This is a genomic window from Desemzia incerta, assembly GCF_900115825.1.
GTDB lineage: Bacteria > Bacillota > Bacilli > Lactobacillales > Carnobacteriaceae > Desemzia > Desemzia incerta.
This window is the reverse complement of record NZ_FOXW01000004.1, coordinates 191,750-217,550: the sequence shown is the minus strand read 5'-3', so window position 1 is coordinate 217,550 and position 25,801 is coordinate 191,750. Positions and strand designations below refer to the sequence as shown.

Annotated in this window: 23 protein-coding genes, 1 pseudogene and 1 other annotated feature; of the genes and pseudogenes, 22 read left to right on the top strand and 2 right to left on the bottom strand. The window is 39.4% G+C overall.

The annotated features are described in order from the left end of the window. Positions 1-26 precede the first annotated feature (26 nt). The 4 genes from yghU to BM137_RS06670 all read left to right on the top strand — a co-directional run bounded on the left by yghU (position 27) and on the right by BM137_RS06670 (position 5,336). Positions 27-821 carry a glutathione-dependent disulfide-bond oxidoreductase gene (gene yghU, locus BM137_RS06685; protein ID WP_092480392.1) on the top strand — a complete coding sequence of 265 codons (795 nt, stop codon included), beginning with the start codon at positions 27-29 and terminating at the stop codon, positions 819-821. 230 nt (positions 822-1,051) lie between these two features. Beyond that, positions 1,052-2,194 (top strand): glycosyltransferase, encoded by a 1,143-nt coding sequence (locus BM137_RS06680; protein WP_092480391.1) that lies wholly within the window; start codon positions 1,052-1,054, stop codon positions 2,192-2,194. Between the two features lie 13 nt (positions 2,195-2,207). Next, entirely contained in the window at positions 2,208-3,353 is a 1,146-nt protein-coding gene (gene glf / locus BM137_RS06675) for a UDP-galactopyranose mutase (RefSeq protein WP_092480390.1), read from the top strand. 15 nt (positions 3,354-3,368) lie between these two features. Next, the gene (locus BM137_RS06670) at positions 3,369-5,336 is read left to right on the top strand and encodes a glycoside hydrolase family 43 protein (RefSeq protein ID WP_092480389.1); all 1,968 of its coding nucleotides are present in this window, start codon (positions 3,369-3,371) and stop codon (positions 5,334-5,336) included. Between the two features lie 142 nt (positions 5,337-5,478). On the opposite strand, the gene fabV is transcribed toward BM137_RS06670, so the two are convergent. After that, positions 5,479-6,675 carry an enoyl-ACP reductase FabV gene (gene fabV / locus BM137_RS06665; protein WP_092480388.1) on the bottom strand — a complete coding sequence of 399 codons (1,197 nt, stop codon included), beginning with the start codon at positions 6,673-6,675 and terminating at the stop codon, positions 5,479-5,481. A gap of 136 nt (positions 6,676-6,811) precedes the next feature. Here fabV and BM137_RS06660 point away from each other — a divergent pair. The 3 genes and pseudogenes from BM137_RS06660 (at position 6,812) to add (ending at position 9,156) form a co-directional block, all read left to right on the top strand. Then, positions 6,812-7,303: pseudogene (locus BM137_RS06660) on the top strand (YbaK/EbsC family protein). Continuing rightward, on the top strand, positions 7,300-8,001 hold the full coding sequence (gene gloB, locus BM137_RS06655; protein WP_092480387.1) for a hydroxyacylglutathione hydrolase: 702 nt from the start codon (positions 7,300-7,302) through the stop codon (positions 7,999-8,001). The pseudogene BM137_RS06660 and the gene gloB overlap by 4 nt, the downstream one beginning before the upstream one ends. A gap of 150 nt (positions 8,002-8,151) precedes the next feature. Further along, complete coding sequence (add, locus tag BM137_RS06650) at positions 8,152-9,156, top strand: adenosine deaminase (protein ID WP_092480386.1); 1,005 nt, start codon at positions 8,152-8,154, stop codon at positions 9,154-9,156. Between the two features lie 109 nt (positions 9,157-9,265). Here the strand turns inward: add and BM137_RS06645 are convergent, their stop codons facing one another. Beyond that, a complete protein-coding gene (locus BM137_RS06645) occupies positions 9,266-9,973 on the bottom strand; it encodes a pseudouridine synthase (protein ID WP_092480385.1) in 708 nt (235 codons plus the stop codon). A gap of 336 nt (positions 9,974-10,309) precedes the next feature. On the opposite strand from BM137_RS06645, the gene BM137_RS06640 reads away from it, so the two are divergent. From BM137_RS06640 to BM137_RS06575, 15 genes are all read left to right on the top strand, one after another. Continuing rightward, a complete protein-coding gene (locus tag BM137_RS06640; RefSeq protein WP_092480384.1) occupies positions 10,310-11,881 on the top strand; it encodes a histidine kinase N-terminal 7TM domain-containing diguanylate cyclase in 1,572 nt (523 codons plus the stop codon). Positions 11,882-12,172: 291 nt separating this feature from the next. Next, a complete protein-coding gene (locus BM137_RS06635; protein ID WP_092480383.1) occupies positions 12,173-13,048 on the top strand; it encodes a helix-turn-helix domain-containing protein in 876 nt (291 codons plus the stop codon). Between the two features lie 2 nt (positions 13,049-13,050). Continuing rightward, positions 13,051-13,971 carry an FAD:protein FMN transferase gene (locus BM137_RS06630; RefSeq protein WP_244887661.1) on the top strand — a complete coding sequence of 307 codons (921 nt, stop codon included), beginning with the start codon at positions 13,051-13,053 and terminating at the stop codon, positions 13,969-13,971. Positions 13,972-14,004: 33 nt separating this feature from the next. Further along, the gene (locus BM137_RS06625) at positions 14,005-14,613 is read left to right on the top strand and encodes an NADPH-dependent FMN reductase (protein ID WP_092480382.1); all 609 of its coding nucleotides are present in this window, start codon (positions 14,005-14,007) and stop codon (positions 14,611-14,613) included. Positions 14,614-14,628: 15 nt separating this feature from the next. Beyond that, positions 14,629-15,879 (top strand): NAD(P)H-dependent oxidoreductase, encoded by a 1,251-nt coding sequence (locus tag BM137_RS06620; protein WP_092480381.1) that lies wholly within the window; start codon positions 14,629-14,631, stop codon positions 15,877-15,879. A gap of 196 nt (positions 15,880-16,075) precedes the next feature. Further along, positions 16,076-16,243 carry a hypothetical protein gene (locus tag BM137_RS11285; protein WP_177192522.1) on the top strand — a complete coding sequence of 56 codons (168 nt, stop codon included), beginning with the start codon at positions 16,076-16,078 and terminating at the stop codon, positions 16,241-16,243. A gap of 229 nt (positions 16,244-16,472) precedes the next feature. Then, positions 16,473-17,201, top strand: coding sequence for an RluA family pseudouridine synthase (locus tag BM137_RS06615; RefSeq protein WP_092480380.1), 729 nt, complete (start codon positions 16,473-16,475; stop codon positions 17,199-17,201). A gap of 169 nt (positions 17,202-17,370) precedes the next feature. Then, complete coding sequence (locus BM137_RS06610; protein WP_092480379.1) at positions 17,371-18,546, top strand: NAD(P)-dependent malic enzyme; 1,176 nt, start codon at positions 17,371-17,373, stop codon at positions 18,544-18,546. 11 nt (positions 18,547-18,557) lie between these two features. Beyond that, a complete protein-coding gene (gene fumC, locus BM137_RS06605) occupies positions 18,558-19,916 on the top strand; it encodes a class II fumarate hydratase (protein WP_092480378.1) in 1,359 nt (452 codons plus the stop codon). 44 nt (positions 19,917-19,960) lie between these two features. Beyond that, positions 19,961-20,140, top strand: a complete 180-nt coding sequence (locus BM137_RS06600; protein WP_177192521.1) for a hypothetical protein — start codon at positions 19,961-19,963, stop codon at positions 20,138-20,140. A 60-nt stretch (positions 20,141-20,200) separates the two neighbouring features. Beyond that, positions 20,201-20,475 (top strand) — a binding site (T-box leader). Positions 20,476-20,549: 74 nt separating this feature from the next. Beyond that, complete coding sequence (locus BM137_RS06595) at positions 20,550-21,668, top strand: 5-methyltetrahydropteroyltriglutamate--homocysteine S-methyltransferase (RefSeq protein WP_092480376.1); 1,119 nt, start codon at positions 20,550-20,552, stop codon at positions 21,666-21,668. 28 nt (positions 21,669-21,696) lie between these two features. Further along, the gene (locus BM137_RS06590) at positions 21,697-22,161 is read left to right on the top strand and encodes an S-ribosylhomocysteine lyase (RefSeq protein WP_092480375.1); all 465 of its coding nucleotides are present in this window, start codon (positions 21,697-21,699) and stop codon (positions 22,159-22,161) included. 26 nt (positions 22,162-22,187) lie between these two features. Further along, positions 22,188-22,958 (top strand): SDR family NAD(P)-dependent oxidoreductase, encoded by a 771-nt coding sequence (locus tag BM137_RS06585; protein WP_092480374.1) that lies wholly within the window; start codon positions 22,188-22,190, stop codon positions 22,956-22,958. Between the two features lie 30 nt (positions 22,959-22,988). Then, positions 22,989-23,870 carry a MetQ/NlpA family ABC transporter substrate-binding protein gene (locus tag BM137_RS06580; RefSeq protein WP_092480373.1) on the top strand — a complete coding sequence of 294 codons (882 nt, stop codon included), beginning with the start codon at positions 22,989-22,991 and terminating at the stop codon, positions 23,868-23,870. Positions 23,871-24,682: 812 nt separating this feature from the next. After that, positions 24,683-25,543, top strand: a complete 861-nt coding sequence (locus tag BM137_RS06575; protein WP_092480372.1) for an alpha/beta fold hydrolase — start codon at positions 24,683-24,685, stop codon at positions 25,541-25,543. The last annotated feature ends 258 nt before the right edge of the window (positions 25,544-25,801 follow it).

Sequence of the window (25,801 nt, the reverse complement as noted above, 5' to 3'; positions counted from 1 at the left end):
GAAAAAATATTATGAGGAGTGGTAAGATGTCAGATTATAAATTACCGAAAGTATGGAAATGGGAAGAAGAAAATTCTAATAAGACCGGCAATCGTCCTACAGCAGGCAGTAGATTTGAACAGAAATTACCTGTAGGAGATGCTCCGTTCCAACTTTATTCATTAGGAACACCCAATGGCATCAAAGTTACTATCATGTTGGAAGAGTTGAAAGAATTGGGCGTAGAAGGCGCAGATTACGATGTCTACACCATCAACATTGGAGAGGGCGACCAATTTGGTTCAGATTTTGTTGATATTAACCCGAACTCTAAAATTCCAGCTTTAGTTGACCAAAGTCAAAACCGAAGTCCTCGGGTAAAACTCTTTGAATCAGGATCTATTCTCCTTTACTTAGCGGAGAAATTTGGACAACTGATCCCGACAGATATCCAAGGCCGTACAGAAACCCTGAATTGGTTATTTTGGCAAATAGGAGCCGGTCCATATGTTGGCGGCGGGTTCGGACACTTTTTCGCTTATGCTCCAGAACCAATGAAATACCCAATCGATCGCTTTACGATGGAAACAAAACGTCAATTGGATCTGCTGGACAAAACCTTAGCAGAGCGTCCTTATGTAGCTGGAGATACGTACACTATTGCAGATATTGCGATCTGGTCTTGGTACGGTCGTTTGGCTCTAGGGAAATTGTATGAAGGCTCTTACGAGTTCTTGAATTTGGATGAATACACTCACTTATTGGAGTGGGCAAAACGGATCAATGAACGTCCAGGTGTTCAAAAAGGTCTGGAAGTAGAGTATCAATCCATTGAGGAGTAAATTGATTCCGGTAAGATGTCACTAACCTTGAGGATTCTGGGATACTATATTTGAATGTCACAAAATAAGTATTGCAGGTGTTAAAATTTTTCACCACTAGTTAGGCTGTGCTAAAATGTATTTATGTCATTCGTAAACTCTGTTATTTATTCTTTAGCTAGAATTATCTGTAGAGTATTTGCGGATGACTTTTTTGATACAACCATTTTTTATTAAAGGAGATTATACTTATGGATATGTCAATTTTCTCACAATTAAGATGGAATTTCGTTTATCAAAGACCTCAGCACCTGATTGGAAGGATGGCAAAAGAATACCGCACGTTTTATTTTGAAGAACCGGAAGACATCGAGAAATACCCCTCAAATGAAAGTAAACAAACTAATTATCATCATTACATCAGCGAAGAAGGCGTAAATGTTATCGTACCTCTACTGAAAGCAGGAGATATGGATAATGCTCCTTTACTAGAGAAAATTGTCAAACAAGTATATCAAGACTTCAATATTGAACAGGATATTTTTTGGTACTACACGCCCATGGCTATGGAATACACCTCTTTTTTTAATCCCAAGATCACTATCTATGATTGCATGGATCAATTAGCAGCATTTAAGAACGCACCTCAAAACCTCATTTCGTTGGAGAAGGAGCTTTTCAAAAAAGCAGATCTTATCTTCACAGGCGGAAAAAGCCTTTATAAAGCAAAAAAAGAACATCATGATTTTGTTTATTGTTTCCCGAGTAGTATCGACCAAAGTCATTTTAAAAGAGCGGCGGCAGATCTCCCAGATCCCGAAGATCAAAAAGTTATCCATCACCCTAGAGCAGGATTCTATGGCGTAGTGGACGAGCGATTTGATACAGATTTATTAAAAGAAGTGGCTAGTCATCTCCCTGACTGGAATTTCGTAATTGTAGGGCCAGTTTTAAAAATTGATCCCACTACACTCCCTCAAGCTGAAAACATTCATTATTTAGGAATAAAAAAATACGCTGAACTGCCCTCTTATTTAGCGAACTGGGATGCAGCGATCATGCCATTTGCTCTCAATGAGTCAACCAAATACATCAGTCCTACGAAAACACCTGAGTATTTGGCTGCTGGCAAAAAAGTTGTCTCAACAGCTGTTCACGATGTGGTGCATCCTTATGAGGACCTTAATCTTGTCAGTATCGCCAGAAGCAGTGCAGAATTTGCGGATCAGTTGAGGAATACGTTGGTTGAAAGCCCTCAATGGGAAGCTGAAGTCCAAGCGTACCTCAAAGATTTTTCGTGGGATGATACATGCAAACAAATGAATGAGCTTATCGCAGAAAAATTGGCAGAGAAAGACAACGATTTTGAAGAAAAGATAGCTGAAGTAGAATAGGGAGGGGAATAAGATGGAAAAATACGATTATGTCATTGTAGGTGCTGGTTTATTTGGAGCTACTTTCGCGTATGAAGCGAAAAAAAGAGGGAAAAAGTGTCTGGTCATCGATCGAAGAAATCATTTAGGTGGAAATATTTACTGTGAGAATGTTGAAGGCATCAATGTGCATAAATATGGCGCTCATATTTTCCATACGAGTTCAAAATATATCTGGGATTACGTAAACCAGTTTGTAGAATTTAATCGATACACCAATTCCCCGGTTGCGAATTACAAAGGAGAAATATACAATTTGCCTTTTAACATGAACACCTTCAATAAGTTATGGGGAGTCATTCGTCCAGAAGAAGCGAAAGCAAAAATAGAAGAACAGAAAAAAGCAGCGAACATCACAAAACCGAGTAATTTGGAAGAGCAGGCAATTTCTCTTGTTGGGACCGATATCTACGAGAAACTAGTTAAAGGATATACGGAAAAACAATGGGGGAGAAAAGCAACCGAATTGCCGGCATTTATTATTAATCGACTCCCAGTGAGATTTACGTATGATAACAACTATTTCAACGATTCTTACCAAGGCATCCCTATAGGTGGATACAATGTAATCATCGACAAGATGCTGGAGGGAATTGACACAGAGTTAGAGACGGATTACTTTGAAGAAAAAGAAAGACTGGATAACTTAGCGGATAAGATTGTTTTTACAGGAATGATTGATGAGTACTACGATTATCGATTTGGCAATTTGGAGTACAGAAGCTTGAAATTTGAACATGAAATAGTAGATTCACCGAATTACCAAGGGAATGCAGTCGTAAATTATACAGACAGCGAGACGCCTTATACAAGAATCATTGAGCACAAGCATTTTGAATTTGGCACTCAAGAAAAAACGGTCATCACGAAAGAGTACCCGAAAGAATGGGGAAAAGGCGATGAACCGTATTATCCTGTAAATGATGAAAAAAATACGGCTCTGTACAAGAAATATAAACAACTAGCAGATCAAGAAGAAAATGTGATTTTTGGCGGCAGATTAGCAACCTATAAATACTATGACATGCACCACATTATCAGTCAGTCTTTAAAAACTGTTGCAAAAGAACTAGGATCTCGTCCTTTAGTGAGTCCTGCTGAAAACATGAATACCATATAAAAAGGATGTGTCACAATGGTTGAATCATTACCTTTATACGGTACCCGTTTTTACCAAAATCCTCTGCGAGATGGTGCAGGAAAGGTACACACAAACCCAGATCCCTATGTATTGAAATTTCAGGGGCGTTACTATTGTTATGCCACTGACTACCATGGCATCAAAGTGAGTGTCTCGCGTAATTTGGTCCAATGGGATTCATTAGGATATGCCGTTCAAGAAGAGGGGCGCAAGAACTACTGGGCCCCTTGTGTGGTTTTTAATGGGGGAAAGTTTTATCTGTATTATTCCAACACACCCGTTGAAGCTCCGGAAACACAAAATGAGTGGCTTCGAATGGCGGTAGGAAGCAAACCGGAAGGCCCTTTTCGTTACGAAAAAACACTGTTTAAAAAATTTTCCGTTGATGCGGAAGTCGTGAAAGACAAGGAATCCAATTACTATCTCTTCTACAGTACACTTGATGTGACGGATAGTGCTCTTGAAAATACTGGCAGCAGCATTCTTGTTGACCGACTGCCGTCTTTTGATGAGGTAGCGGGAGAACCTCAAGCGGTAGTCTTGCCTACTTTGGAGGAAGAGATGTTGGATTGGGTCAGTGTCGAAGAAGCTCAAGATTGGTCGATCGTAGAAGGGGCAACTTATGCAGAGCACCATGAGAAAGCCTATCTGATTTATTCAGCTAATATCTATGCGAGCGAAAATTATTACATCGGCTACGCTTTGGCGGATAAGGATGGGCCTATTCATCAACTGAAATGGGAGAAGTATCCTAACAATTATACTTACTATCCGTTGGTGAAAGCCAGCCAACACGTGGAAGGAACTGGCCATACCGCATTGATAAAAGCGCCGAACAATGTAGATTTTTGGCTCTTTTATCACGGGCAGGAGACAGGAGGAACGTGGTCTCCCGAAGAGGATCATCGGACGCTGCGAATGGACCGTTTGTTTTTTGACGGAGATGCTTTGATGACCTATGCTCCTTCTGCCAATGAACAACCAGCACCTGGACTGCCCGATCTGCAAGAATTTTTTGAAGGAGAAACAAAACTAGTAGTCGAATCCGGAGAACATACCGTTTTAGACAAAGGTTGGCTCACTGCAAAAACGCCTTTCATCGCACTCTATGATAAAGAATACCAATACTACCATCTGGAGCTGGACCTTACAGCAAAGCCGGCTAATCTTGGCAGCAAGGATGGTGCTGTGATTGCTTACCGCAGCGAGCATGACTACACAAGTGTTTATTTGAGGAATGGGACATCAGTCTTGGCAGTGGAGCAAGTGAAGAATGGTATCCACTCTATTTTAGCTACGTTTCCGTTAAAGGATTTTGACGCAACAGTGAATCAACACCTTGAAGTCCTTCGCCGATTTGCCGATTACGAACTGTACTTGAACGGCGTCTATATCGGCCGAGTGCTCCTTGATGAACAACCTGCACGTGTGGGAATTTGTTCAGGGTATACAACGACTGTCTTCCATTATTTTGCAGTGACGGAAACAATCGATCTTTTTGGCTTGCAGATGCGTTTGATCGGAAACTTTTTTTCTTCTGATGTGCCGGTATTGGTCAACACGCTCAATCAGCTGGCCTCTTTTCGAAAAGACCCTGTCACTCTAACAACAGAGCTCAAAAAAAATTACCAATATAGTCTAACGTATACTTTGCCAAATGAAGAGAGTAAAGTCATTTGTCGCTTGCAATTAGGGGCAGAGAAAATTGACATTCACTTGGAGCCTACAAGAATCACTATTCCAGAACTCCAACTGCAGCATTCTTTTCCTTTGGCCAAAAATGATAAGAGCGCGGCAACTTTTATAGTGGTAGATCAAATGATCATATTGCTGTTCAAGAATGAAACTTATCAATTTCCGATACCCTCTGGACAAGATGATATATCTTGTCAGTTCATTTTGAAAAAAGCGGCACTGGATGCTTGGGAATTGGTAAAATTGGTTCAACCAAATGGAAAGTAACGCTGAAAAATGCATCAAAAAAAGGGGCTGGGAAATAACTCCCAGCCCTTTTTTTTTGATGCAAATTGGTTTCGTAAACGTGCTCGAAAAGGCAGCCTAAACGGTTTGCTCCACTCGCTTATTTTTGTGCAATGCAACTAGATTAATAGTTCAAGGCTTTCAACTCATCTAAAGTGACTTCTTGTTCGACATAGTTATCCACCATGAAGCCGCTCAAGTTTGAGAACTCTTTGAAGAACGTATCGTAAGCCGTCATGTCAGAATTGAAGTTTTCTGCGTTCAACTGCTCGATTAGTTCTTTTGTTTTGGCTTGTGTGTCGCTGTCTAGTTCCCAGCTGTCAGGTCTTAGTCGGCCAACTTCGTCATATTCAGGTTTGTCTCCATAGATCATGTCGCGATAGATACGGTCTATGTGCATAATCGGCGTTTCGTGAGTGCCTTTTTCTTCCATCACTTTGTAAAGACCGATACAGTAAACGGGGAAGAAAGGAATAACTGAACTGGCTTTAGTGGTAACAGCAGTCGCTACAACGATTTGAGCTTTCCCGTTGATATCAGCTAATAATTGATTGATGTTTTCTGCTTTTTCATCACAATCTGCTTTTGCACGACCCAAAGTACCGCCACCATAATAGGCATGGTTCAATTCAGTTCCTAAGTAAGAATAATTGGTCGTAAGAACGCCTTCTGTTAATACGCCGGATTCTTTTAATGCTTCCATCCATAATTGCCAGTCTTCTCCACCCATTACGTTGACTGTATCAGCGATTTCCTGCTCATCTGCTGGTTCTAGAGTCTCAGTGTAAAAAGATTCATTTTGCATGTTGATATGCGGACCAACAACTGGTTCACCAATGGCTTTGATCGATGATTTGTATAATTCGCCAGTTTCAGGGTCTTTTCGTACCCCGCTTGCCAGACTGTAGACAACTAAGTCAACTTTGCCGCCGAATTCGTTTTTGATGTACTCAATCACTTCTTGTTTCGTTTCATGACTAAAAGCGTCTTGAACAAAGTTTTTAGCGATCAAGTCTTCTTTTTCAGCTTCTTCTCTAAAAGCAATGTTGTTGTACCAACCAGCTGTTCCAAGATTTCGTTCATTTTTTGGGCCTTTTTCAAATGAAACCCCGATAGTGTCAGCACCTGCTCCGAAAGCCAAATTGATTCGAGTAGCTAGACCATAGCTTGATGATGCTCCGATGATCAATACTTTTTTAGGACCTTCGTAAGTACCGTTGCTTTTTACATAATCGATTTGATTCAATACGTCTTGTTTGCATCCAAGCGGATTAACGCCTAAAGCCACATTCCCTCGGATATTTTGTTTAAATGTCAACATGATTCTATTCCCCCAATTAATCGTCATAAGAGTATAATATCAGAAAAGGCACATCAATAATAACTTATTGATGAAATTTTCATTCAAAAATAGAGTAAATAATAAAAAAGGGAATGCCAAAGGAGGGTCTCATGTGATCGTTAATCTAGAAGGGTTTTTGAGAACGCATTGTATTTATTTTGAACTGTATAAACATGATCCAATTTATACAAATGAAGCGGCTGTGAAGATGAAAGAAGAAAAAGGATTTATCGGAACAGAAACTAAAGCTCTCTTTTTAAAAGGAAAATCTGGACGTTATTATTCTTTTGTGACGTTTACGACAAAAAATGTGGATTTCAAACAGTTAAAAAAAGTTGTTGGCGAAAAAATAAAAATCGTTCAACCGGATGAAATGAAAGCAGACACTGGACAGATACCAGGGGCGGTGACACCATTGGGATATTAAGACACGGTCTCTTTGATCGTAGATGAGGAGTTGTTCCGGCAAGAAAAGCTTGTATTTGCTCCTGCCCGGCCAGATCAGACGATGGTGATAGCAGCAAAAGATCTAAACAAAATCATTCAGTTGCTTGGCAACGAACTATTTGTTTACAATGAAAGGGAATATAAGGAGGAATCGAAATGACTATTAAACCAATCAAAGCTCTTTCAGATAATTACATCTGGATCATTGAAGAAGGAAAGGAAGCAGTGGTGGTCGATCCGGGAGAAGCAAAAGACGTGCTTGATTACTTGAAGGAACAACAACTGGATCTAGCGGCCATTCTATTGACTCACAATCACGATGATCATATTGGCGGGGTAGAAGAAATTTTAGAACATTATCCCAAGATCGCTGTATATGGACCGGAAGAAACAAAACCGTTAGCTGACCATATTCTTCAAGAAGGAAATACTTTTGAATTGATGGGACAGGGTGTTCAAGTCTTTAAAACTGCTGGACATACTCTTGGACACATCAGTTTTCTAATGGGAAATCAGCTGTTTTGCGGGGACGCTTTATTTTCAGCAGGTTGTGGTCGAGTATTTACAGGAGACTATCAAGCGCAATACGAAGCTTTGCAAAAGTTTAAAGGATTAAACGATGAAGTAAAAGTGTATGCAGCACATGAATACACACAGACCAATTTGCGATTTGCCCAATCTATGGAGCCGTCTAATAAAGAAATTACTGAGGCTTTGAATCAAGTTCAAGAGTTGCGTGCAGAAGAGGTACCTACTTTGCCATCGACTATCAAACAAGAGAAAAAGATCAATCTGTTTCTTAAGGCGGAAACCCTAGAAGACTTTACAACTTTGCGTAAAGCTCGTGATGCATTTTAAATCATCTGTTTAGGGTTAAAAGGATTTTAGAGGGAGTTGTTATACAAGATAATATTTGTTATATTTGGAACTGTTAAGACCTTTTTATGGCTTCATCGAAATAGGTATACCAAATACAACAGCATATCATTTGAGAAGGGATTTGTTCATGTGCAGAAAGAAATCGTTCGTCAATTACCTAAAGTAGAATTGCACTGTCATTTAGACGGTTCTGTTCCTATGGCAACCTTAAAAAAACTGGCAGAAAAGCAAGACTTTGATATGAGTTTATTGGATCAAATAGCAGCACCGGAGAAATGTACTGATTTGGTGGATTATTTAAAAGGATTTGATGTTCTGCTTCAACTCTTGCAGTCTAGTGAGCAGTTAGAAGAATCTGCTTTTGCTATCGCTGAAGCGGCGGCTTTAGAAAATGTGCGCTATCTGGAGCTGCGTTTTGCTCCTTTGTTACATACAGACGCTGGTATGACGGTACCTGACATTATTGCAGCGGTCAGCCAAGGGATCAAAAAGGCTATGGAACAGTACGATATCGTGGTGAATTTATTGATTTGCGGCATGCGTCCGCATTCCAATGAAGACAATTTGAAAATGTTGTCTGAAGCTATCAGTACACAAGAACAGCTGCTGGTTGGTTTCGACATGGCCGGACCAGAGCCAGATATGGCAAACGATCATATTGAACCGTTAACGGCTTTTGCACAAGACAGCGGACTTCAACTGACGCTTCATGCTGGCGAATGCGGCTGTGCGCATAACGTGGTTCAAGCGATACATCTAGGTGCCAAACGTATCGGGCATGGAATCGCTGCTCAAATGGACGAAAAAACGCAACAACTCTGCATTGAAAAAGGCACTGTCATAGAAATGTGTCCGACCAGCAATATCCAAACGAATGCTGTTGAAGATTGGGAATCTTATCCATTATTGGATTTTATGGAAAAAGGCACCAAATGCTGCATCAATACTGACAATCGAACGGTTTCTGATACGACACTGACAAAAGAATACCTGCTTCTGGCGGAACACTTGGGAATTGATTATGCAATGATGAAAAAATTGAACTTAAATGGTTTAACAGGGGCATTTACGACCTCAGAGACAAAAGAAAAACTTTCTGCAGTGATCAATTCAGCTTATGCACCATATATTTGAAGGTATAAACAAATAAAGACGAAAAACCTCATGATTTTTAGTGCACAGAGAAACGTGCACTGAAGATCATGAGGTTTTTTACTATGGGGGTTCGAATCCCTCCTGAGACTTACCACTCTCTCGGTTCGTAGTTCAACTCAGCGAATAATTGTGATTTTTCTTTTTTAGACAAATAGCGCCATTGTCCAACAGGCAAGTTGCCTAAATGGATATTCATGATTCGCAAACGCTGCAGGCGATAAACGTTGTACCCCAAGGCTTCACACATACGGCGGATCTGACGGTTCAATCCTTGCGTCAAAATAATTTTGAAATCAAATTTAGACAATTGTTCAACTTCACATGGAAGAGTCTTCGTGCCTAATATGTTAACGCCTTTTGACATATTCTCTAAAAATTCAGGAGAAATAGGGCGGTCTACTGAAACAACGTATTCTTTTTCATGGTGATGATCAGGACGCAAGATTTCATTTACGATGTCTCCATCATTTGTCAGCAGAATCAGGCCTTCAGATTCTTTGTCCAAACGACCGATGTGAAAGACTCTAAAAGGGTGATTGACTAAATCGACAATATTTCCTTTAACTCCTTTTTCAGTTGTACTTGTAATCCCGATGGGTTTGTTTAAAGCAATATAGACGTTGTTTCTTGCTACAAAGATGTGTTGACCATCGACCAATACTTGGTCCCCTGGTTCGACTTGGCTGCCTATTGTAGCCTTTTTAGCATTGATCAGAACTCTTCCTTCAGCAATTAATTTATCTGCTCCTCGTCTAGAGGCTTTTCCTGCTTCACTGATGTATTTATTTATGCGCAAATCTCCACTCCTTTGACACTAGTATTATCTTCCACTCATAACTGTACTTTATATTAGAACAAAAGCAAGTCAGACTAGTGAACTAGGCATAAATAGGATAGATATGTCATAAGTAGTTCACATATAAAAGAATAAATACTATGCTGTAGCTTGATAATATGTTTTCAAGAAGTGCCCTATAAGTAAGTAGATGGGTGTATCTCAGCTTTTGTTTTTCTGATGCTTCGTCCACTCAAAATGAATGGTATTGGTAATAAATGTGTCGTTTTTTGTCATAACCTGATAAAAAGAAGTGTGTTATAGTAAAGAAAAATTAGTTGAAAAGGATCTTATATAATGAATTCACAATTGACAATTTACGTAGTAATGACCTTTTTATCTGGTGCGTTGAATTTGTATTTAGCATGTTACGTATGTATGAATCGCCACCGTTATAAGCATAGTACTTATTTTTTTATGGCTTATGCTGCAGCAATAGCTGTTTATTGTTTTGGTTCAGGTTTCGGCTTACTCGCTGAAACAATAGAGCAAATAAAATTTTGGACAGTGATCCAATACATAGGAATATCGGTTTCTCCCGTCGTAGGGTTGATGTTTGTGATGAACTATTTAGGCATAACTTTATCAAGAAAAAAAATTCTGACCTTACTTATTGTGCCTATAATCACACTGGTTATCGTAGCCACTAACGAATGGCATCATCTTCAATATAAAGTATTAGAGATAGATCCCGTTTTAGGAGCTCCTTATGTATTGCAAGAAGCAGGGATTTGGTATGTGGTACATGCCGTCTATATGTCTTCTTGTATGGTAACAACCTTATTGGTAGCTCTCTCTCACTGGAAAGAGGTAGCTGAAGTTTACAGAGCTCAGTTATTTTCTGTGATATTAAGTCAGCTGCTTTTTATGGTTACATCTTTTGGGTATTTGATGGGGTTTACTCCTCACGGGATAGATCCTCTTCCAATGGTCTTATGGCTGTCTTCTTTGTTGTACTTATGGTCTATTAATTCATCTCCTTTATTTGTGCTGATGCCTATTGCCAAAGATGCTATATTCAATAGTATGAATGATGGAGTGATCGTTTTAGACGACTCTATGCGTTTGATCGAATTTAACCAAACTTCCAAACTATATTTTCCGCAACTAGATAGAACGTTTGTGGGAAAGGACTTTCATGAAATCTGGTATGAACTTTCAGGCAACGAATTGTCTTTGGAACTAGAATTGATCAATCATACTCAAGAAATCGAGTTGGCTAACGATGAAACAAAGCGAGTTTATCAAATCCGTACGTCACCATTGGTACAAGTGAAAAACAGCAAAGGGATAGTGTTGATTTTTTCTGATGTTACTGAGCTGAAAAAGCTCCAGAATAAGCTGCATTATCAGGCTAATTACGATGAGTTGACACAACTCTATAATCGAAGAGCCTTCATGAAGTATTGTAAAAAGGATTTGGAAACAGCAGAACAGAGTGCGTCTGCTTTTACAGTTATGTTGATGGACATCGATCACTTTAAAGAAGTGAATGATACGTATGGGCATCATATAGGCGATCAAGTGCTTCAGTATGCTGTAGAAGTTTGTAAGAAGTATTTACTTGAAGGTCAGGTATTTGCTCGATATGGCGGAGAAGAGTTTGCTTTTTATCTGAGCGGATATACAGCTAAAGAAGCTGAAGAATTAGGAAATAATATGCGTAAAGACTTGGCACAGCAAGTTTTTCGTTCTTCAAAAGGTGATATTCCTGTGACCTTCAGTATGGGGGTAGCTGAATCGTCTCATGAAACAATAGAAACAACCGATCAATTATTGAATAAGGCAGATAAAGCTTTGTATGCAGCAAAGCAAGCTGGGCGTAATCAAGTGCAGGTCTATGCAGAACAGGAAGAAAGAGCGAGTTGAAGAGACATTTTAAAAGCCGGACAACCTGTGATCCTACATTCGTATAAAAACTGCTTAATGAGAAATCTTATTCTCATTAAGCAGTTTTTTTTATCTTATACAGAAATAAAAAGGTATTTCTTATACTTTTTTACGCATAAGTTCACAAACTGTTAATTGTTTTTCATTTTAATTATATATTTTTTTATATATTATGTTGACGTAAAAATTCTTTGGGGGTATAATTTGGGTGAATTATAAATGTGAATAAAATCACAATAAAATGATCATGCTTGTTTGGAGGGATAAATCTTGAATACAAAACGATTTGTTGAAGCGCGTAAAGCTTTGGGGCTTTCTCAGATGGAATTGGCAGAGGGGATATGTACTCAAGCTACATTGAGTCGTTTTGAAAACAATGGCAAAGTCCCGAATTTGAAGATTTTGATCCAATTGTGTAATCGTCTTAACTTGCCTTTAGGCGAATTATTCCCAAGAGTAGGTGTTAAGCATACAGAAACCATCGAAAAAATGAACCAAGCAGAATTCTTTTTGATCACTAGCGAGTATGAACAAGCTAAGGCGTTGTTGGACACTATTTCTAACGATGACATCAAAGAGCCAGGTTTGGGTATGCAGTACTATTACTTGAAAGGTTTTGTGATGATTTTTCAAGGTCGTCCTGTGACAGAGATTCTTTTCTTATTTGACCAGATTTTGCTCGCTGACGAACCTAATGAAGAGAACATTTTTCATTTGCTGGCGTATACAGGAAGCGGAATGGTGTATTCTCGCGAGAAAGACCAAGAGAAAGCAGAGTTTTACTTCAATAAAGTACTGGAGAAAATCTATACTTATCCAACAACAGAAATTGAAGATACTTGGAGAGTATTGAATATCGTATTCCAGTGCGGTGTTTTCTATTCAGGAATACAAGAATTAGAGATCAGTAATGCTTTATTGACTTATGCTGTTTCTATTTGCTCAGACAATCACGTGACGTACTACTTGGCAAGAGCAGCTACTCAATTAGCGAAAAATGCTATCGTTCAAAATAAGCCTGCAGCAGTCATCTTAGAATTGATCTACGATGCCAGAGCCTACTCCAAAATCAATAAAAATGCGATTGCCTTAAAAGAATTAGCGGATTTGGAACAAAAAGTATTGTCGACTAAAGGAGCGGATTAAAGATGCCGGAGAAAATGAAAACGGTCCATTTGATGGGAACGGTCATTGATGTACGGATTGAGCATGAACAGCCGACTCCTATTTTAGAAGAAGCTGTCGCTCGATTAAAGAAATACGAAAAGCGGTTCAGCGCCAATGACCCTGATTCTGAATTAATGGCGGTCAATCAAAGTGCCGGCATTCGTAGCGTTGTGGTTCATCCAGAGTTGTATGAGTTGATCCAGATAGGAAAGATGCACAGTTGCGCGCCTGAAAGTTATTTGAATATTGCTATTGGTCCTTTAGTCCAAACTTGGCGAATCGGATTTCATGACGCTAAAGTTCCTTCAAAAGAAGTCATTGATGGGTTATTGAAGAAAACAAGTCCTCAAAATATCATCTTGAAGAACGAAGAACGGTCGGTTTATTTGACCGAAAAAGGTATGCGGATTGATTTGGGCGCTTTAGCAAAAGGGTACATAGCAGACCGGATCATTCAGTATTTGAAAAGCGAAGGGGTTACGTCTGGATTAATCAATTTAGGCGGAAACATCGTAGGGTTAAATCCTTTCCAACAGTCTGGAAAAGAGTATTGGAATATAGGGATACAAAACCCAAGCGCATCTCGCAATCAATATTTGACGACCGTAAAAATCAACAATCAATCGGTCGTCACTTCAGGAATCTACGAAAGAAGTTTGGTAAAAAAAGGCCAAACGTATCATCATATTTTAAGTCCACAAACGGGGTATCCCATTGAAACAGATGTGGCCAGTTTGACTATTCGGTCTGAACGATCGGTAGACGGTGAAATATGGACGACTCGTTTATATGGCAAACCCTCTGATGAAATAGTGAATGAGCTGAATCAGTTGGAAGGAATCGAAGGTTTAGTCATTACGAAAGATGAGAAATTGATGTATTCAAAAGGATTTAAAAGCTAAAAGTAAAAAATAGATTTGAAAGGAAGTAAAAAAATGAAAAAATTTATTGGAATCGTAGGAACCAATTCAGATCACTCTACAAACCGTCAGCTGTTGCAATTCATGAAAAATCATTTTTCTTCAAAAGCAGAAATCGAGATTGTAGAAATCAAAGATATACCCGTATTCAATAAGCCCGAAAATAAAGATATTCCTGAAATCGTACAAGCGATGGCAGATAAGATCGATGATGCAGATGGCGTCATTATCAGTACGCCAGAATATGATCATGCCGTTACAGCTTCATTAATGAATGCATTGAGTTGGCTTTCTTATGGTATCTTCCCTTTTGTTGATAAGCCCGTAATGATTACAGGAGCCTCTTACGGGACTTTAGGATCTTCAAGGGCTCAACTTCACTTGCGTCAAATCCTTGATGCTCCAGAGTTGAAAGCACGTATCATGCCGAGTTCTGAGTTTTTATTAAGTCATTCATTACAAGCTTTTGATGAAGAAAACAACTTAACGAATGTGGAACAAACTGAAAAATTAGACAGACTGTTTGAAGATTTCTTAACTTTTGTGACCATCACTAATCAATTGACTCATGCACATGAACAAAACAAAAAAGAAGCGGAAAACTTTTCTTGGGAAACTATCTAAAAGGGGTTAATAAAAATGAAATTAGTCGGTATTGTAGGTTCCAACGCAGAAGTATCTTATAATCGTACATTGCTAAAATTTATCCAAAAACAATTCAGTCCATTATTCGATTTGGAGATCATTGAAATCAAAGATGTTCCTATGTTCAATCAAAGCGACGACCAGACAAACAGCCCGGTCATCCAAAAAATAAACAGACAGATTCTAAACGCGGATGGCGTCATCATAGCTACACCTGAACACAACCGGACAATTCCAGCTGCATTGAAAAGTGTTTTGGAGTGGTTGTCATTTAAGATTCATCCTTTAGAAAATAAACCTGTCATGATCGTGGGGGCTTCTTATTACGATCAAGGATCTTCTCGTGCGCAGTTGCATTTACGTCAGATTTTGGATGCTCCAGGGGTCAATGCTATGGTATTACCGGGAAATGAGTTCTTATTAGGCAAAGTAAAAGAAGCGTTTGATGAAAATGCGAACTTGAAAGATCCAGGAACCGTTCAATTTTTAGGCAGCTGTTTAGAAAAATTCATTCAATTTATCAAAGTGGTGGCAGTCATAGAAGGACCTAAAAAAATCGAACTTGAACCGGAAGATCTTTACGCAACTGGAAAAATAGATACGACTATTGAAGGTGTCGATATGTATGCTGACGACTGGTTGGAACAAGCGGCCCAAAAAGTTGGCGCAGTTGAAGGAAATACGTATGTCAAATTGGATCGTGGATTATTGACTGTCGACCAATTGAATTATTTCTTAGCATCCATGCCAATGGAATTGACCTATGCAGATAACAATAACCAATTCTTGTATTACAACCAAACAAAACCGGCAGAAGAGATGCTGGCTGCACGAGTTCCAGGGCAAGTAGGAAACCCATTGGCTAAATGTCATCCGGAAAAAGTGCATAAAAATGTAGGATATGTGATCCAGCAGTTGCGTTCTGGCGCTATGGATGCGTTTCGCGTTAACGTACCTACTCATGGTCCTGACAAATATGTCGTGCACAATTATCAAGCTATGCACGATAAAGAAGGCAATTTTGCTGGAATCAATGAATTTATCTTAGACTTCAAACCAATCATCGATTGGTATTTGAAACAAACTGGACAAGCGTTGGTCGGCGATGTAGATGCGGTTTCTGGTGCTTCTGCTAAAGACCATAAAACAGAAGACGTCGATGCTACTTCAGGAGCTTCTATGAGTACAAAAGAAGAAACCACAGAAACAGTTGACGCCGTATCGAGTGCATCTGTCAAAGGTTAAGCTAAATGAAAAAACTTCTCGGTTATGAGAAGTTTTTTTCTTTGCCCAATAATAAAGTCAGTGGCTGGTTAAATCAAAACTTCAATGTCAGCAGCTTCATCGATACCTTTTAAGGCAAAACCCATAGCGCCCCATTTACTTTTAAATTAAAAAAATCTATCATTAGCTATATCGTTTTTTACTGGGAGGGTTACTTTTGAATAAAGAAATTAAGAAAAATCCACTTTTTTTATTAGGACTATTCAACTTTCTTATGGGAATGTTTTTTATTTTTCAAGACGAATTAATAGCAAGACCTGCTGCGTATCTCTTTCAACTAAATTTTATTATTTTGCTTTACCTTGCTAAAAAAGAAATAAAATAAAATCTAGTAAAGCGACATCCAAAAAAGTATCTGAGTCTCATTTTAAAAAAATGAAACCAAGTACTTTTTGCAATGCCTCTAATAATAAAGAGATAGACTGATTGAAAAAAGAGCTGTAGACTCTTACCCCTGTTAGTAAGGGATTGATGAGAGATGTTGTTAAGAAGGACTCGCCTTCTCTTAAAAATGATATGATGGAAACATTATGCATTAAGGAGAAGAGTAAAGAATGAAGGTTCATGTGTTGTATGAAGATAATCATTTGCTGATGGTTCAAAAACCTGTCAATATTCCAGTACAAGCAGACAAAAGCGGGGACTCAGATATGCTGACAGTACTGAAAGAAGACCTGAAAGTGCGGTATCAAAAACCGGGGAATGTGTATTTAGGACTTATTCATCGATTGGATCGTCCAGTTGGCGGTGCGATGGTGTTTGCTAAAACATCCAAAGCAGCATCCAGGTTATCAGATATGTTCCGCCGTCGAGTCGTCGAAAGGAGTTACCTTTCTGTCGTTCACGGTGTCCCAAAGCAGAAAAAAGGGCAACTGGTTCACTATCTTCATAAAGACAAAAGAGAGAACAAAGTTTTCGTCGACCCCAAACATCCAAAAGCTAAAAAAGCGGTGTTGGATTATGAAGTACTTGAGTCTAGAAATAATTTTAGTTTGCTTGCTGTCAAACTTCACACAGGAAGACCTCACCAAATTCGTGTCCAATTGTCTTCAATAGGTCATCCAATTTTTGGAGATCAAAAATACGGACAGCACGTCAACAAACCTGGACAGCAAATTGCACTTTGGGCGGATGTGTTGTCATTTGACCACCCTATAAAAAAAGAGCCTATAGAAGTATATTCTTTGCCTCCCATGGATCATCCGTGGAATATATGGAGTCATTTAAGAGTAAGACAAACAATGCCATTTAATACTCTAAAAACCAGTGAAATAAGTTCATAAAAGAAAAGCATCATTATTTCCTCAAATGGAGATAATGGTTCTTTTTTTTGTGCGGAACAGTTGCTGAATATTCAAAATAATTATTTATTGTGTCTGGAGACCTCAATTTATATAATGGAGAGGTCTCTTTTCCTCGTTTGAGACTGGTTTACAGAAAGGTGAGAAAAGAATGGATACGAATGAAAAAAGTTTAGCTCTGCATAAAGAAAACAAAGGGAAAATATCTATTGAAAGCAAAGTTTCGATCAATACAAGAGAGGATCTAGCTCTGGCTTACACACCAGGTGTCGCAGAACCATGCAGAAAAATCCATGAAGACTTGAGAGAAGCGTATACTTATACGTCAAAAGGGAATCTTGTGGCGGTCGTAACAGATGGAACAGCTGTCCTTGGATTAGGAGATATCGGACCAGAAGCTGCAATGCCGGTAATGGAAGGAAAAGCGATCTTGTTTAAAGAATTCGCTGGAGTAGATGCCGTTCCGATTTGCTTAGATACAAAAATTTCTGAGGAAATCATTCAAACGGTACGTTTTTTAGCTCCAACATTTGGCGGGATAAACTTAGAAGATATTTCTTCGCCAAGGTGTTTTGAAATCGAAAAACAACTAGATGACTTGTTGCCGATTCCTGTTTTTCACGATGACCAGCATGGAACAGCTATCGTAGTGGTTGCTGGGATCATGAACAGTTTGCGTTTGATCAAGAAAGAGTTAAGCGAGATAAAAGTAGTTTTGAATGGACCTGGAGCAGCTGGTACAGCTATCATAACGATGCTGATGGATATGGGGATAAAAGAAGCTGTCATCTGCGACGAATATGGTATCTTGGCTGGAAATAGACCAGAACCAATGGATGAGCATAAAAAACGATTGGCGCAGCGCTCTAATCCTCAACAAGCAAACGGAGACTTGAGCGACGCTATGAAGGGTGCAGATGTTTTTATCGGAGTTTCTGTCGGAGGAATCGTTACGCGTGAAATGATTCAATCTATGGCAAATGATGCGATCGTATTTGCGATGGCCAACCCAATACCTGAGATCATGTATGATGAGGCTAAAGCAGCCGGCGCACGCATTATGGGGACAGGCCGCTCAGATTTTCCAAACCAAATCAACAATGTACTGGCTTTCCCAGGTATTTTCAAAGGGGCACTGGCAGTACGTGCAACGACGATCAATAATGAAATGAAAGTCGCTGCAGCAAAAGCAATCGCAGACATGATTCCTGAAGAAGAATTATCGGAAGACTATATTATACCGGATGCTTTAAATAAAAAAGTTGCGGAACAAGTGGCTGAGTATGTCGCTCAAGCTGCTCGAAACACCGGGGTAGCGACTATCTAGGAGGAATAAGAGTGGATAGAATCGAAAAGGACTCTCTTGGAGAAATTGCCGTTCCCCAAGATGCTTTATGGGGTGCTCAAACCCAACGGAGTATAGAAAATTTTCAAATTGGAACAGAAAAAATGTCATTAAAGTTGATTGAAGCCTTGGTTCAAGTGAAGAAAGCCTGTGCTATTGTAAATGAAGAAGAGGGTAAGCTTTCTTCAGATAAAGGGACCACCATCCAAGAAGCTTGTGCGCTGGTATTGGATAATTTGAACGAGTATGAATCGCAATTTCCATTGTGCTTATGGCAAACCGGAAGCGGGACGCAAACCAATATGAATGTGAATGAGGTACTGGCTCATTTGGCTTCTAAAACGACTCCTGTGCATCCTAATGATGATGTGAACCTGTCACAAAGCTCGAACGATGTATTTCCAACGGCTATGCATATTGCAGCTTATAAAGAAATTCAAGATCAGCTGATAACGGAAATGAAACTGTGGCTGGAAGTCATTTCAGCATTGATGGAACGATATGAAGGAGTCATCAAGATAGGCAGAACCCATTTGCAAGATGCCACACCTCTTACATTTGCTCAAGAACTGAGCGGATGGAGAAGCATGATCGAAAACAGTTTAAAAGCCATAGAAATGAGCAGCAGTACTTTATTGAAGTTGGCTATTGGAGGGACGGCTGTCGGGACTGGAGTAAACGCATCCAGTGATTTCGGTGTCAAAGTGTCTCGAGAGCTGGAGAAAGCTTTAGGGATACCATTTGTCAGTGATGAGAACAAGTTCTTTGCTTTGACTAGTCATCAGCCATTGTCATTTGTTCATGGTTCTTTACGAGCATTAGCTAGTGATTTGATGAAAATAGCTAATGACATCCGTTGGCTGGCGAGTGGACCCCGCAGCGGATTAGGAGAGCTGTCTCTGCCGGTTAATGAACCGGGAAGTTCCATCATGCCGGGAAAAGTTAATCCTACTCAAGCGGAAGCTCTGACGATGATCGCCGCTCAGGTTATGGGGAACGATACCACGATTCAAGTGGCTGCCAGTCAAGGAAACTTCGAATTGAACGTCTATAAACCTGTTATTATTCATAATTTCTTGCAAACGGTCGGTTTGTTAACGGACGGGATGCGCTCATTCAGAGAAAAATGTCTGGCAGGATTGACCGTAAATACCGATCGTATGGATGAATTGGTTCATCGTTCGTTGATGCTCGTTACAGCTTTGACACCTCACATCGGGTATGAAAAAGCGGCCGAGATCGCTCATAAAGCTTTAAAAGAAAATACGACATTAGAAGAAGCCGCATTGTCTCTAGAATATGCGTCTAAAGAAGAATTGAAGCAGTGGTTAAATCCAACTTCCATGATTTAAAGAGTGTGATATACTGAAGGTATACTGCTAAAAGGATGAGTGCCATGCTTGATTTTATAGACAGCTACGATGATTTGACTGAAAGCGAAAGAAAAGCTCTATCATACATGATGAATCATTTGGAAGAGATTCCGTACGTGAATATCAACCAACTTGCTGAACTTTCTTTTGTATCCAAAACCGTGATTATCAATCTTGTTATTAAAATTAAGTTGACACTATAATTAATAAGTGTTAATTTATATTTATATTAAATTTAAATTATAAAACACATCATAATTTAATTAAACGCAATGATAAGAAAAGTACATTTAAGTGGAATCTTTACAGAGAGCCCTGGTAGCTGAAAAAGGGAAGAAGAAGCTGAATGGAAAATGGTCTTTGAGCGGAGCAATTGAACGTTCTTCTGTTTTATTAGAACCTTAAATTGTTACGGGTGCACCCGTTATAGTGATACAGTATGCCGAGCTGCGTTCAGCTTTAGTACTGGAAGAGATGAAAACTGTGAGGTTTTCATAAACCAAGGTGGTAACACGAAATCATTGATTCCGTCCTTGCACAAAAGACTATTCTTTTGTGTAAGGGCGGATTTTTTATTTGTTTTTAACTATTAAATAGAAAGAGGGAATGGAAATGACAACAGCTACAGAAAAATCAACCAGAACAATCGCACCATTTAGAGGAGACCAAGTAGGGAGCTACTTACGTCCAAAAGCATTGAAAGATGCCAGACAAGCTTTTAAATCAGGCAGTATTACTGCAGACGAGCTGCGTAAAGTAGAAGATCAGGAAATCAACAGATTAGTGGATAAACAAGTAGAAGTGGGACTCAAAGCAGTAACTGATGGGGAGTTCCGCAGAGGTTGGTGGCATTTAGATTTTCTGGAAGGTTTAACAGGCATTGATGGGTATGTACCAGAACATGGGTACTTCTTTGAAGGAGTGGAAACAGAAAAATACGACGTACGAAATACAGGAAAAGTAGCCTTCAATCCAGATCATCCGTTTTTTGAACACTTCACATATTTAAAAGAAACGGTAGGCGATAGAGCGATACCTAAAGCCACTATTCCAAGTCCAAATCAATTATTGCACCAAGGGATTCGTGATGAAGCTATTTACCCAACGGTAGAAGCTTTTTGCGAAGATATCCAACAAGCATACCGTGAAACGATCCAACAATTTTATCGCTTAGGCTGTCGTTATTTGCAGATCGATGACTGTTTCTGGGGTGTGTTGTGTTACGACAAAGTAGTAGAAGATATTTCTGAACAAGAGTTAACTTATTTAAAAGAGCTGTCTGCAAAAAATGTGCAGGGCATTTTGAAAGACAAACCGGCTGACTTAGTCATTACCACACATATTTGCCGAGGAAATTACGCTTCTACTTATGCTGGCAGCGGGGCTTATGAACCGGTGGCTAAAGAATTGTTTGGTCAAACAAGCTATGATGGCTACTTTTTAGAATACGATACAGAACGATCTGGCGGTTTTGAGCCTTTGCGTTTTTACAAAGGGAATGGACAAATCGTATTAGGGTTAGTGACTTCGAAATCTGGGGAATTGGAAGCAAAAGAAGACATCAAAGCACGCATCCAAGAAGCTGCTAAATATGTTCCGTTAGAGCAGCTCTGCTTGAGTACACAATGCGGGTTTGCTTCAACAGAAGAAGGAAACCATTTAACAGAGGAAGAGCAATGGAACAAGATCAAATTGGTACTGGAAGTTGCTCAAGATGTTTGGGGTAAATAATAAAAGCAAATATGAGGAGGAACTCAAGATGGCTAGAGTAGAAAGTTTTGAATTAGATCATAATTTAGTGAAAGCACCGTATGTACGTGTGGCAGGAGTAGAAAAGAATAGTAAAGGCAGCGTTGTTCAAAAATACGATTTGCGTTTTTTGCAACCGAACCAAGATGCATTGCCTACAGGAGCGTTGCATACGTTAGAACATTTGTTAGCGACGTACTTACGAGATGAGCTGGATGGAATCATTGATATTTCACCAATGGGCTGCCGTACCGGTTTTTATTTGATCAAATGGGAGGAAGATTCGCCTGAAGTTGTAGCAGAAGCATTAGAGAAAACCTTGCAGCGTGTTTTAGAGACAGAAGAAGTTCCAGCCGTCTCCCAAGTTTCTTGTGGGAATTACAAAGACCATTCATTATTTTCAGCGAAAGAATATGCAAAAGACGTATTGAAAAAAGGGTTGAGTAGAGATCCCTTTGAACGTGTATTTGCTTAATGACGGATCTCGGGAGGTAAACGCTGATGATCGGAATTGATTTGACTGGAAAAGTGGCTTTAGTGACAGGCGGAAAAAACGGAATTGGAAAAGCAGTTGTAGACAGCTTTTTGGAAGCTGGAGCTGTTGTAGTTTCTGGAGATTTAGGTTATAAAGAAGACTTCAAATTGGAAACAAATCAATTTGCCGTTTCAAAGTTGAATGTTGCTTCGGAAGAATCCGTTCGTAATTGGTTGAAAAGTACGTTAGAAGTATTTGGCAAAGTAGATGTTTTAGTAAATAGCGCGGGCATTTCTACCATGGATCTAGCGGTCGAGAGTCAGGTCTCCGACTGGGACAAAGTCATGGATGTGAATGCCAAAGGAGTATTTTTGACTTCAAAAAATGTCGGAAAGCTTATGCAGGAAGTCGGAAATGGCGGTCGGATCATTCAGATTGCTTCACAAGCTGGAAAAAATGGGTATACCGCCCTAGGGACTTATACGGCTTCTAAACATGCTGTTTTGGGATTCACCAAAACGTTGGCAAAAGAGCTGGCAAAGGACAACATTCTTGTCAATGCTGTTTGTCCAGGAATCGTTGAGACAGAGATGAAACACCGCGAAAGAGTGGAAGGCGGATTGATCAGAGGCATGACACCTGAAGAAGTCTACGCCGAAGATTGCTCGCAAATTCCGCTTGGACGCACAGCGAAAGCATCGGAAGTTGCGGCTGTGGTCCTTTTCTTAGCGAGTCATTTGTCAGCCTATATGACAGGACAAGCCATCAATGTTACTGGCGGCATGACCATGCACTAAGAATAGGAATGAAAGAAAGGATGATGAGGCATGAAAAAAAGACAAAGTATTCTATCTTCCATGTTGATCACAACAGCTATCGTGTTAGCTGCGTGCGGTTCAACAACAGGAGGCGCATCAGAAAGCGTATCTTCTGAAACTAGTAATCCAGATGAATCCCAAACCATAGTGATCGGAGCACAAGCCTCAGACGTTCAAATCTGGGAATATATTGCCCAAACAGATGCTGCAAAAGAAGCAGGCGTCACATTAGAAGTTGAAGAAGTCAATGGTGGACCTCAATTGAATACAGCAACTGTTGAAGGGGAAGTAGATGTTAACGCCTTTCAATCCTGGGCGTATTTAAAATCATTTAATGAAGAAAGCGGAGCGGACTTAACAGCTTTTGCAACAACTTACTTAGAACCAATGGGGATTTACTCGGATAAATTTAAGGCTATTGAGGAAGTAGCCGAGGGGTCTGTGGTGGCGATTGCTGATAATCCATCTAACGCGTCAAGAGGCTTATTGCTGCTCCAAGCAGCAGGATTGATTACCTTGCCGGATGAGTTTGATGCATTAGGAACAACGAGCGATATTATTGACAATCCTAAAAACTTGGAATTTGTTGAAATTGATGACACTACCGGTCCGCGAGTGTTGCAAGATGTAGACCTAGTATTAATTGGGAATACTATTGCGATGGAAGGCGGATTAAATGTTCTAGAGGATTCACTTTTCCATGAAGAAATCAGTAAAGATACGAAAGACAATATCAATATTTTAGTCACCCAAAAAGAGAATGCCGACAATGAAGACATTTTGAAATTAGGAGAATTGTACCATAGCGAAGAAGCTCAAGAATATATTGAGGAACAATTTGAAGGTACCAAGGTTCCAGTTCAAGAGGAAATTTCTTATTTAGAAGAATAACAGAAATTAAAAAGAGCGAGACAAAAGCCGGTTTGGCCAGTAAATACAAATAGAATTCCCATTAGGAGGAACAAAACTCCTAATGGAAATTCTATTTTATAAACATACGGTCAGTTTTTTTGGAACACGTTTAAAAACGCAATCTAATTAAAAAGTCGAGACTATAGCACTTTTTCTCAATATTTAGCAGTGTTTATAAAGTGGAGTTGGCTAAAGCAACTATTAAGCTGCATAAAGCAATAGCTGGATTTAATACATCTAAATCTATATGAATGTAAACTTTTTATCTTTATTTTTTAAGAGCATTATAATGAACTTACGCATGGATAAGTATAAATCAAAATTGACCATAAAAACCTATTTCTCAAAAACGGAAAATGGTGTGGCCAATCAGTTATGTCTGGCAATGATCGTTTACTTACTTGACTTGCTCATAAAGCTTAAACTCAATTTGAACTATACGTGCAGTTTAAGAAACTAATTGAATCTGGTTAAATGTAGATTGTCGGGAAACGTTGTAGGTAAAACAAAATAACATTAAAATTTTCTAGAAAAAGTCACGGAAAAAACATGTGACGAAGTTAAAAAAATTGAAGTCTGCTTTTATGATTTTTTATACAACACTAGTGATATTTAATATTCCATCGGAAAGGAAAGCCTACAAGTGGCTTTCTTTTTTTGTAGATATTTTTAAAAGCCTTATCTTTCGAATACTAACAAAAGATGAACTAGAATATAGGAAAGTAAATACCATTATCAACTAGTCATCCAACAATTTGAAACTTAGAGTCGATCAGGAGGTTGTAAGCAAAATGGAAACTATTGAACATACGTTTATTGAAACAAACGGCATCAAGCTGCATGTGGTTCAAGCAGGACCAAAAGAAGGAGAAGTGGTTCTTTTACTGCATGGTTTTCCTGAATTTTGGTACGGGTGGGAAAAACAAATCTCCGCTTTAGCGAGTCAAGGCTACCGAGTTTGGGTTCCTGACCAGAGAGGGTATAATCTCAGCGACAAACCTAAAAATATCCGTGATTATCAAATGAAAGATTTAGCAGCTGATATTGCCGGATTAATCAAAGCTTCCGGAAAAGAAAAAGTCTATTTGGTTGGACATGACTGGGGAGGCATCGTTGCTTGGAGGGTGGCAAGAGAGTACCCTGATCTGCTGCACAAATTGATCATCTTGAATGTACCTCATGAACAAGCTATGGCTAAGCAAATACTACAGCATCCGCTGCAAATTTTGAAAAGTTCTTATATCGGTTTTTTCCAACTACGAGGAGTGCCGGAACGACTGTTTAGTGTGTCTGATTGGGAACCGGCAGTGAAAGCGTTGAAAGCAACCAGTCAAAAAGGGACGTTTAGTGAAGAGGACCTGCAACGTTACCGCTCTGCTTGGTCGCAGCCTAGAGCGATGCGTTCGATGATCAATTGGTATCGCGCTTTAGTTCGTTACCCTTCCAGCCAAAAGGTTTCCGCAAGAGTGAAAGTCCCGACTTTTGTGATCTGGGGGGCTAAAGACCAGTTTTTAGGTCAAGAATTAGCAAGCAAAAGTTTAGAGTACTGCGATAATGGTCGAGGAAGATTAATCGGCGAAGCGACGCACTGGATTCAACATGAAAAAGCCGAACAAGTAAATGAGTGGATGATTGATTTTATAAGAGAATAACCAAAATAGAGACAGTGTTTGCTGAAAGAAGCAGCGCTGTCTATTTCTGTGTTTTTATTCATCAAATTTGAAACGATACACGATTAATGCTACAGTGGATAGTGGCTATTCTAAATCGGTGACCTGCTCTCAAGAGAGGAGGCCTCAAGATTAAATTGCATATAAGTGAATAAAAACAGGGGTATACTTCTGAGTATTAATGGATTCCTAATAGAAAGAACTGCTTATTTGTACATATGGTTATCGGTAATCAAAAAA

Bases quoted from the DNA above. Each gene is read 5' to 3' on its own strand.
- yghU (WP_092480392.1), top strand. From the start codon at position 27: ATGTCAGATTATAAATTACCGAAAGTATGGAAATGGGAAGAAGAAAAT.
- BM137_RS06680 (WP_092480391.1), top strand. From the start codon at position 1,052: ATGGATATGTCAATTTTCTCACAATTAAGATGGAATTTCGTTTATCAA.
- glf (WP_092480390.1), top strand. From the start codon at position 2,208: ATGGAAAAATACGATTATGTCATTGTAGGTGCTGGTTTATTTGGAGCT.
- BM137_RS06670 (WP_092480389.1), top strand. From the start codon at position 3,369: ATGGTTGAATCATTACCTTTATACGGTACCCGTTTTTACCAAAATCCT.
- fabV (WP_092480388.1), bottom strand. From the start codon at position 6,675: ATGTTGACATTTAAACAAAATATCCGAGGGAATGTGGCTTTAGGCGTT.
- gloB (WP_092480387.1), top strand. From the start codon at position 7,300: ATGACTATTAAACCAATCAAAGCTCTTTCAGATAATTACATCTGGATC.
- BM137_RS06640 (WP_092480384.1), top strand. From the start codon at position 10,310: ATGAATTCACAATTGACAATTTACGTAGTAATGACCTTTTTATCTGGT.
- BM137_RS06630 (WP_244887661.1), top strand. From the start codon at position 13,051: ATGCCGGAGAAAATGAAAACGGTCCATTTGATGGGAACGGTCATTGAT.
- BM137_RS06625 (WP_092480382.1), top strand. From the start codon at position 14,005: ATGAAAAAATTTATTGGAATCGTAGGAACCAATTCAGATCACTCTACA.
- BM137_RS06620 (WP_092480381.1), top strand. From the start codon at position 14,629: ATGAAATTAGTCGGTATTGTAGGTTCCAACGCAGAAGTATCTTATAAT.
- BM137_RS06615 (WP_092480380.1), top strand. From the start codon at position 16,473: ATGAAGGTTCATGTGTTGTATGAAGATAATCATTTGCTGATGGTTCAA.
- BM137_RS06610 (WP_092480379.1), top strand. From the start codon at position 17,371: ATGGATACGAATGAAAAAAGTTTAGCTCTGCATAAAGAAAACAAAGGG.
- BM137_RS06600 (WP_177192521.1), top strand. From the start codon at position 19,961: ATGCTTGATTTTATAGACAGCTACGATGATTTGACTGAAAGCGAAAGA.
- BM137_RS06595 (WP_092480376.1), top strand. From the start codon at position 20,550: ATGACAACAGCTACAGAAAAATCAACCAGAACAATCGCACCATTTAGA.
- BM137_RS06590 (WP_092480375.1), top strand. From the start codon at position 21,697: ATGGCTAGAGTAGAAAGTTTTGAATTAGATCATAATTTAGTGAAAGCA.
- BM137_RS06585 (WP_092480374.1), top strand. From the start codon at position 22,188: ATGATCGGAATTGATTTGACTGGAAAAGTGGCTTTAGTGACAGGCGGA.
- BM137_RS06580 (WP_092480373.1), top strand. From the start codon at position 22,989: ATGAAAAAAAGACAAAGTATTCTATCTTCCATGTTGATCACAACAGCT.
- BM137_RS06575 (WP_092480372.1), top strand. From the start codon at position 24,683: ATGGAAACTATTGAACATACGTTTATTGAAACAAACGGCATCAAGCTG.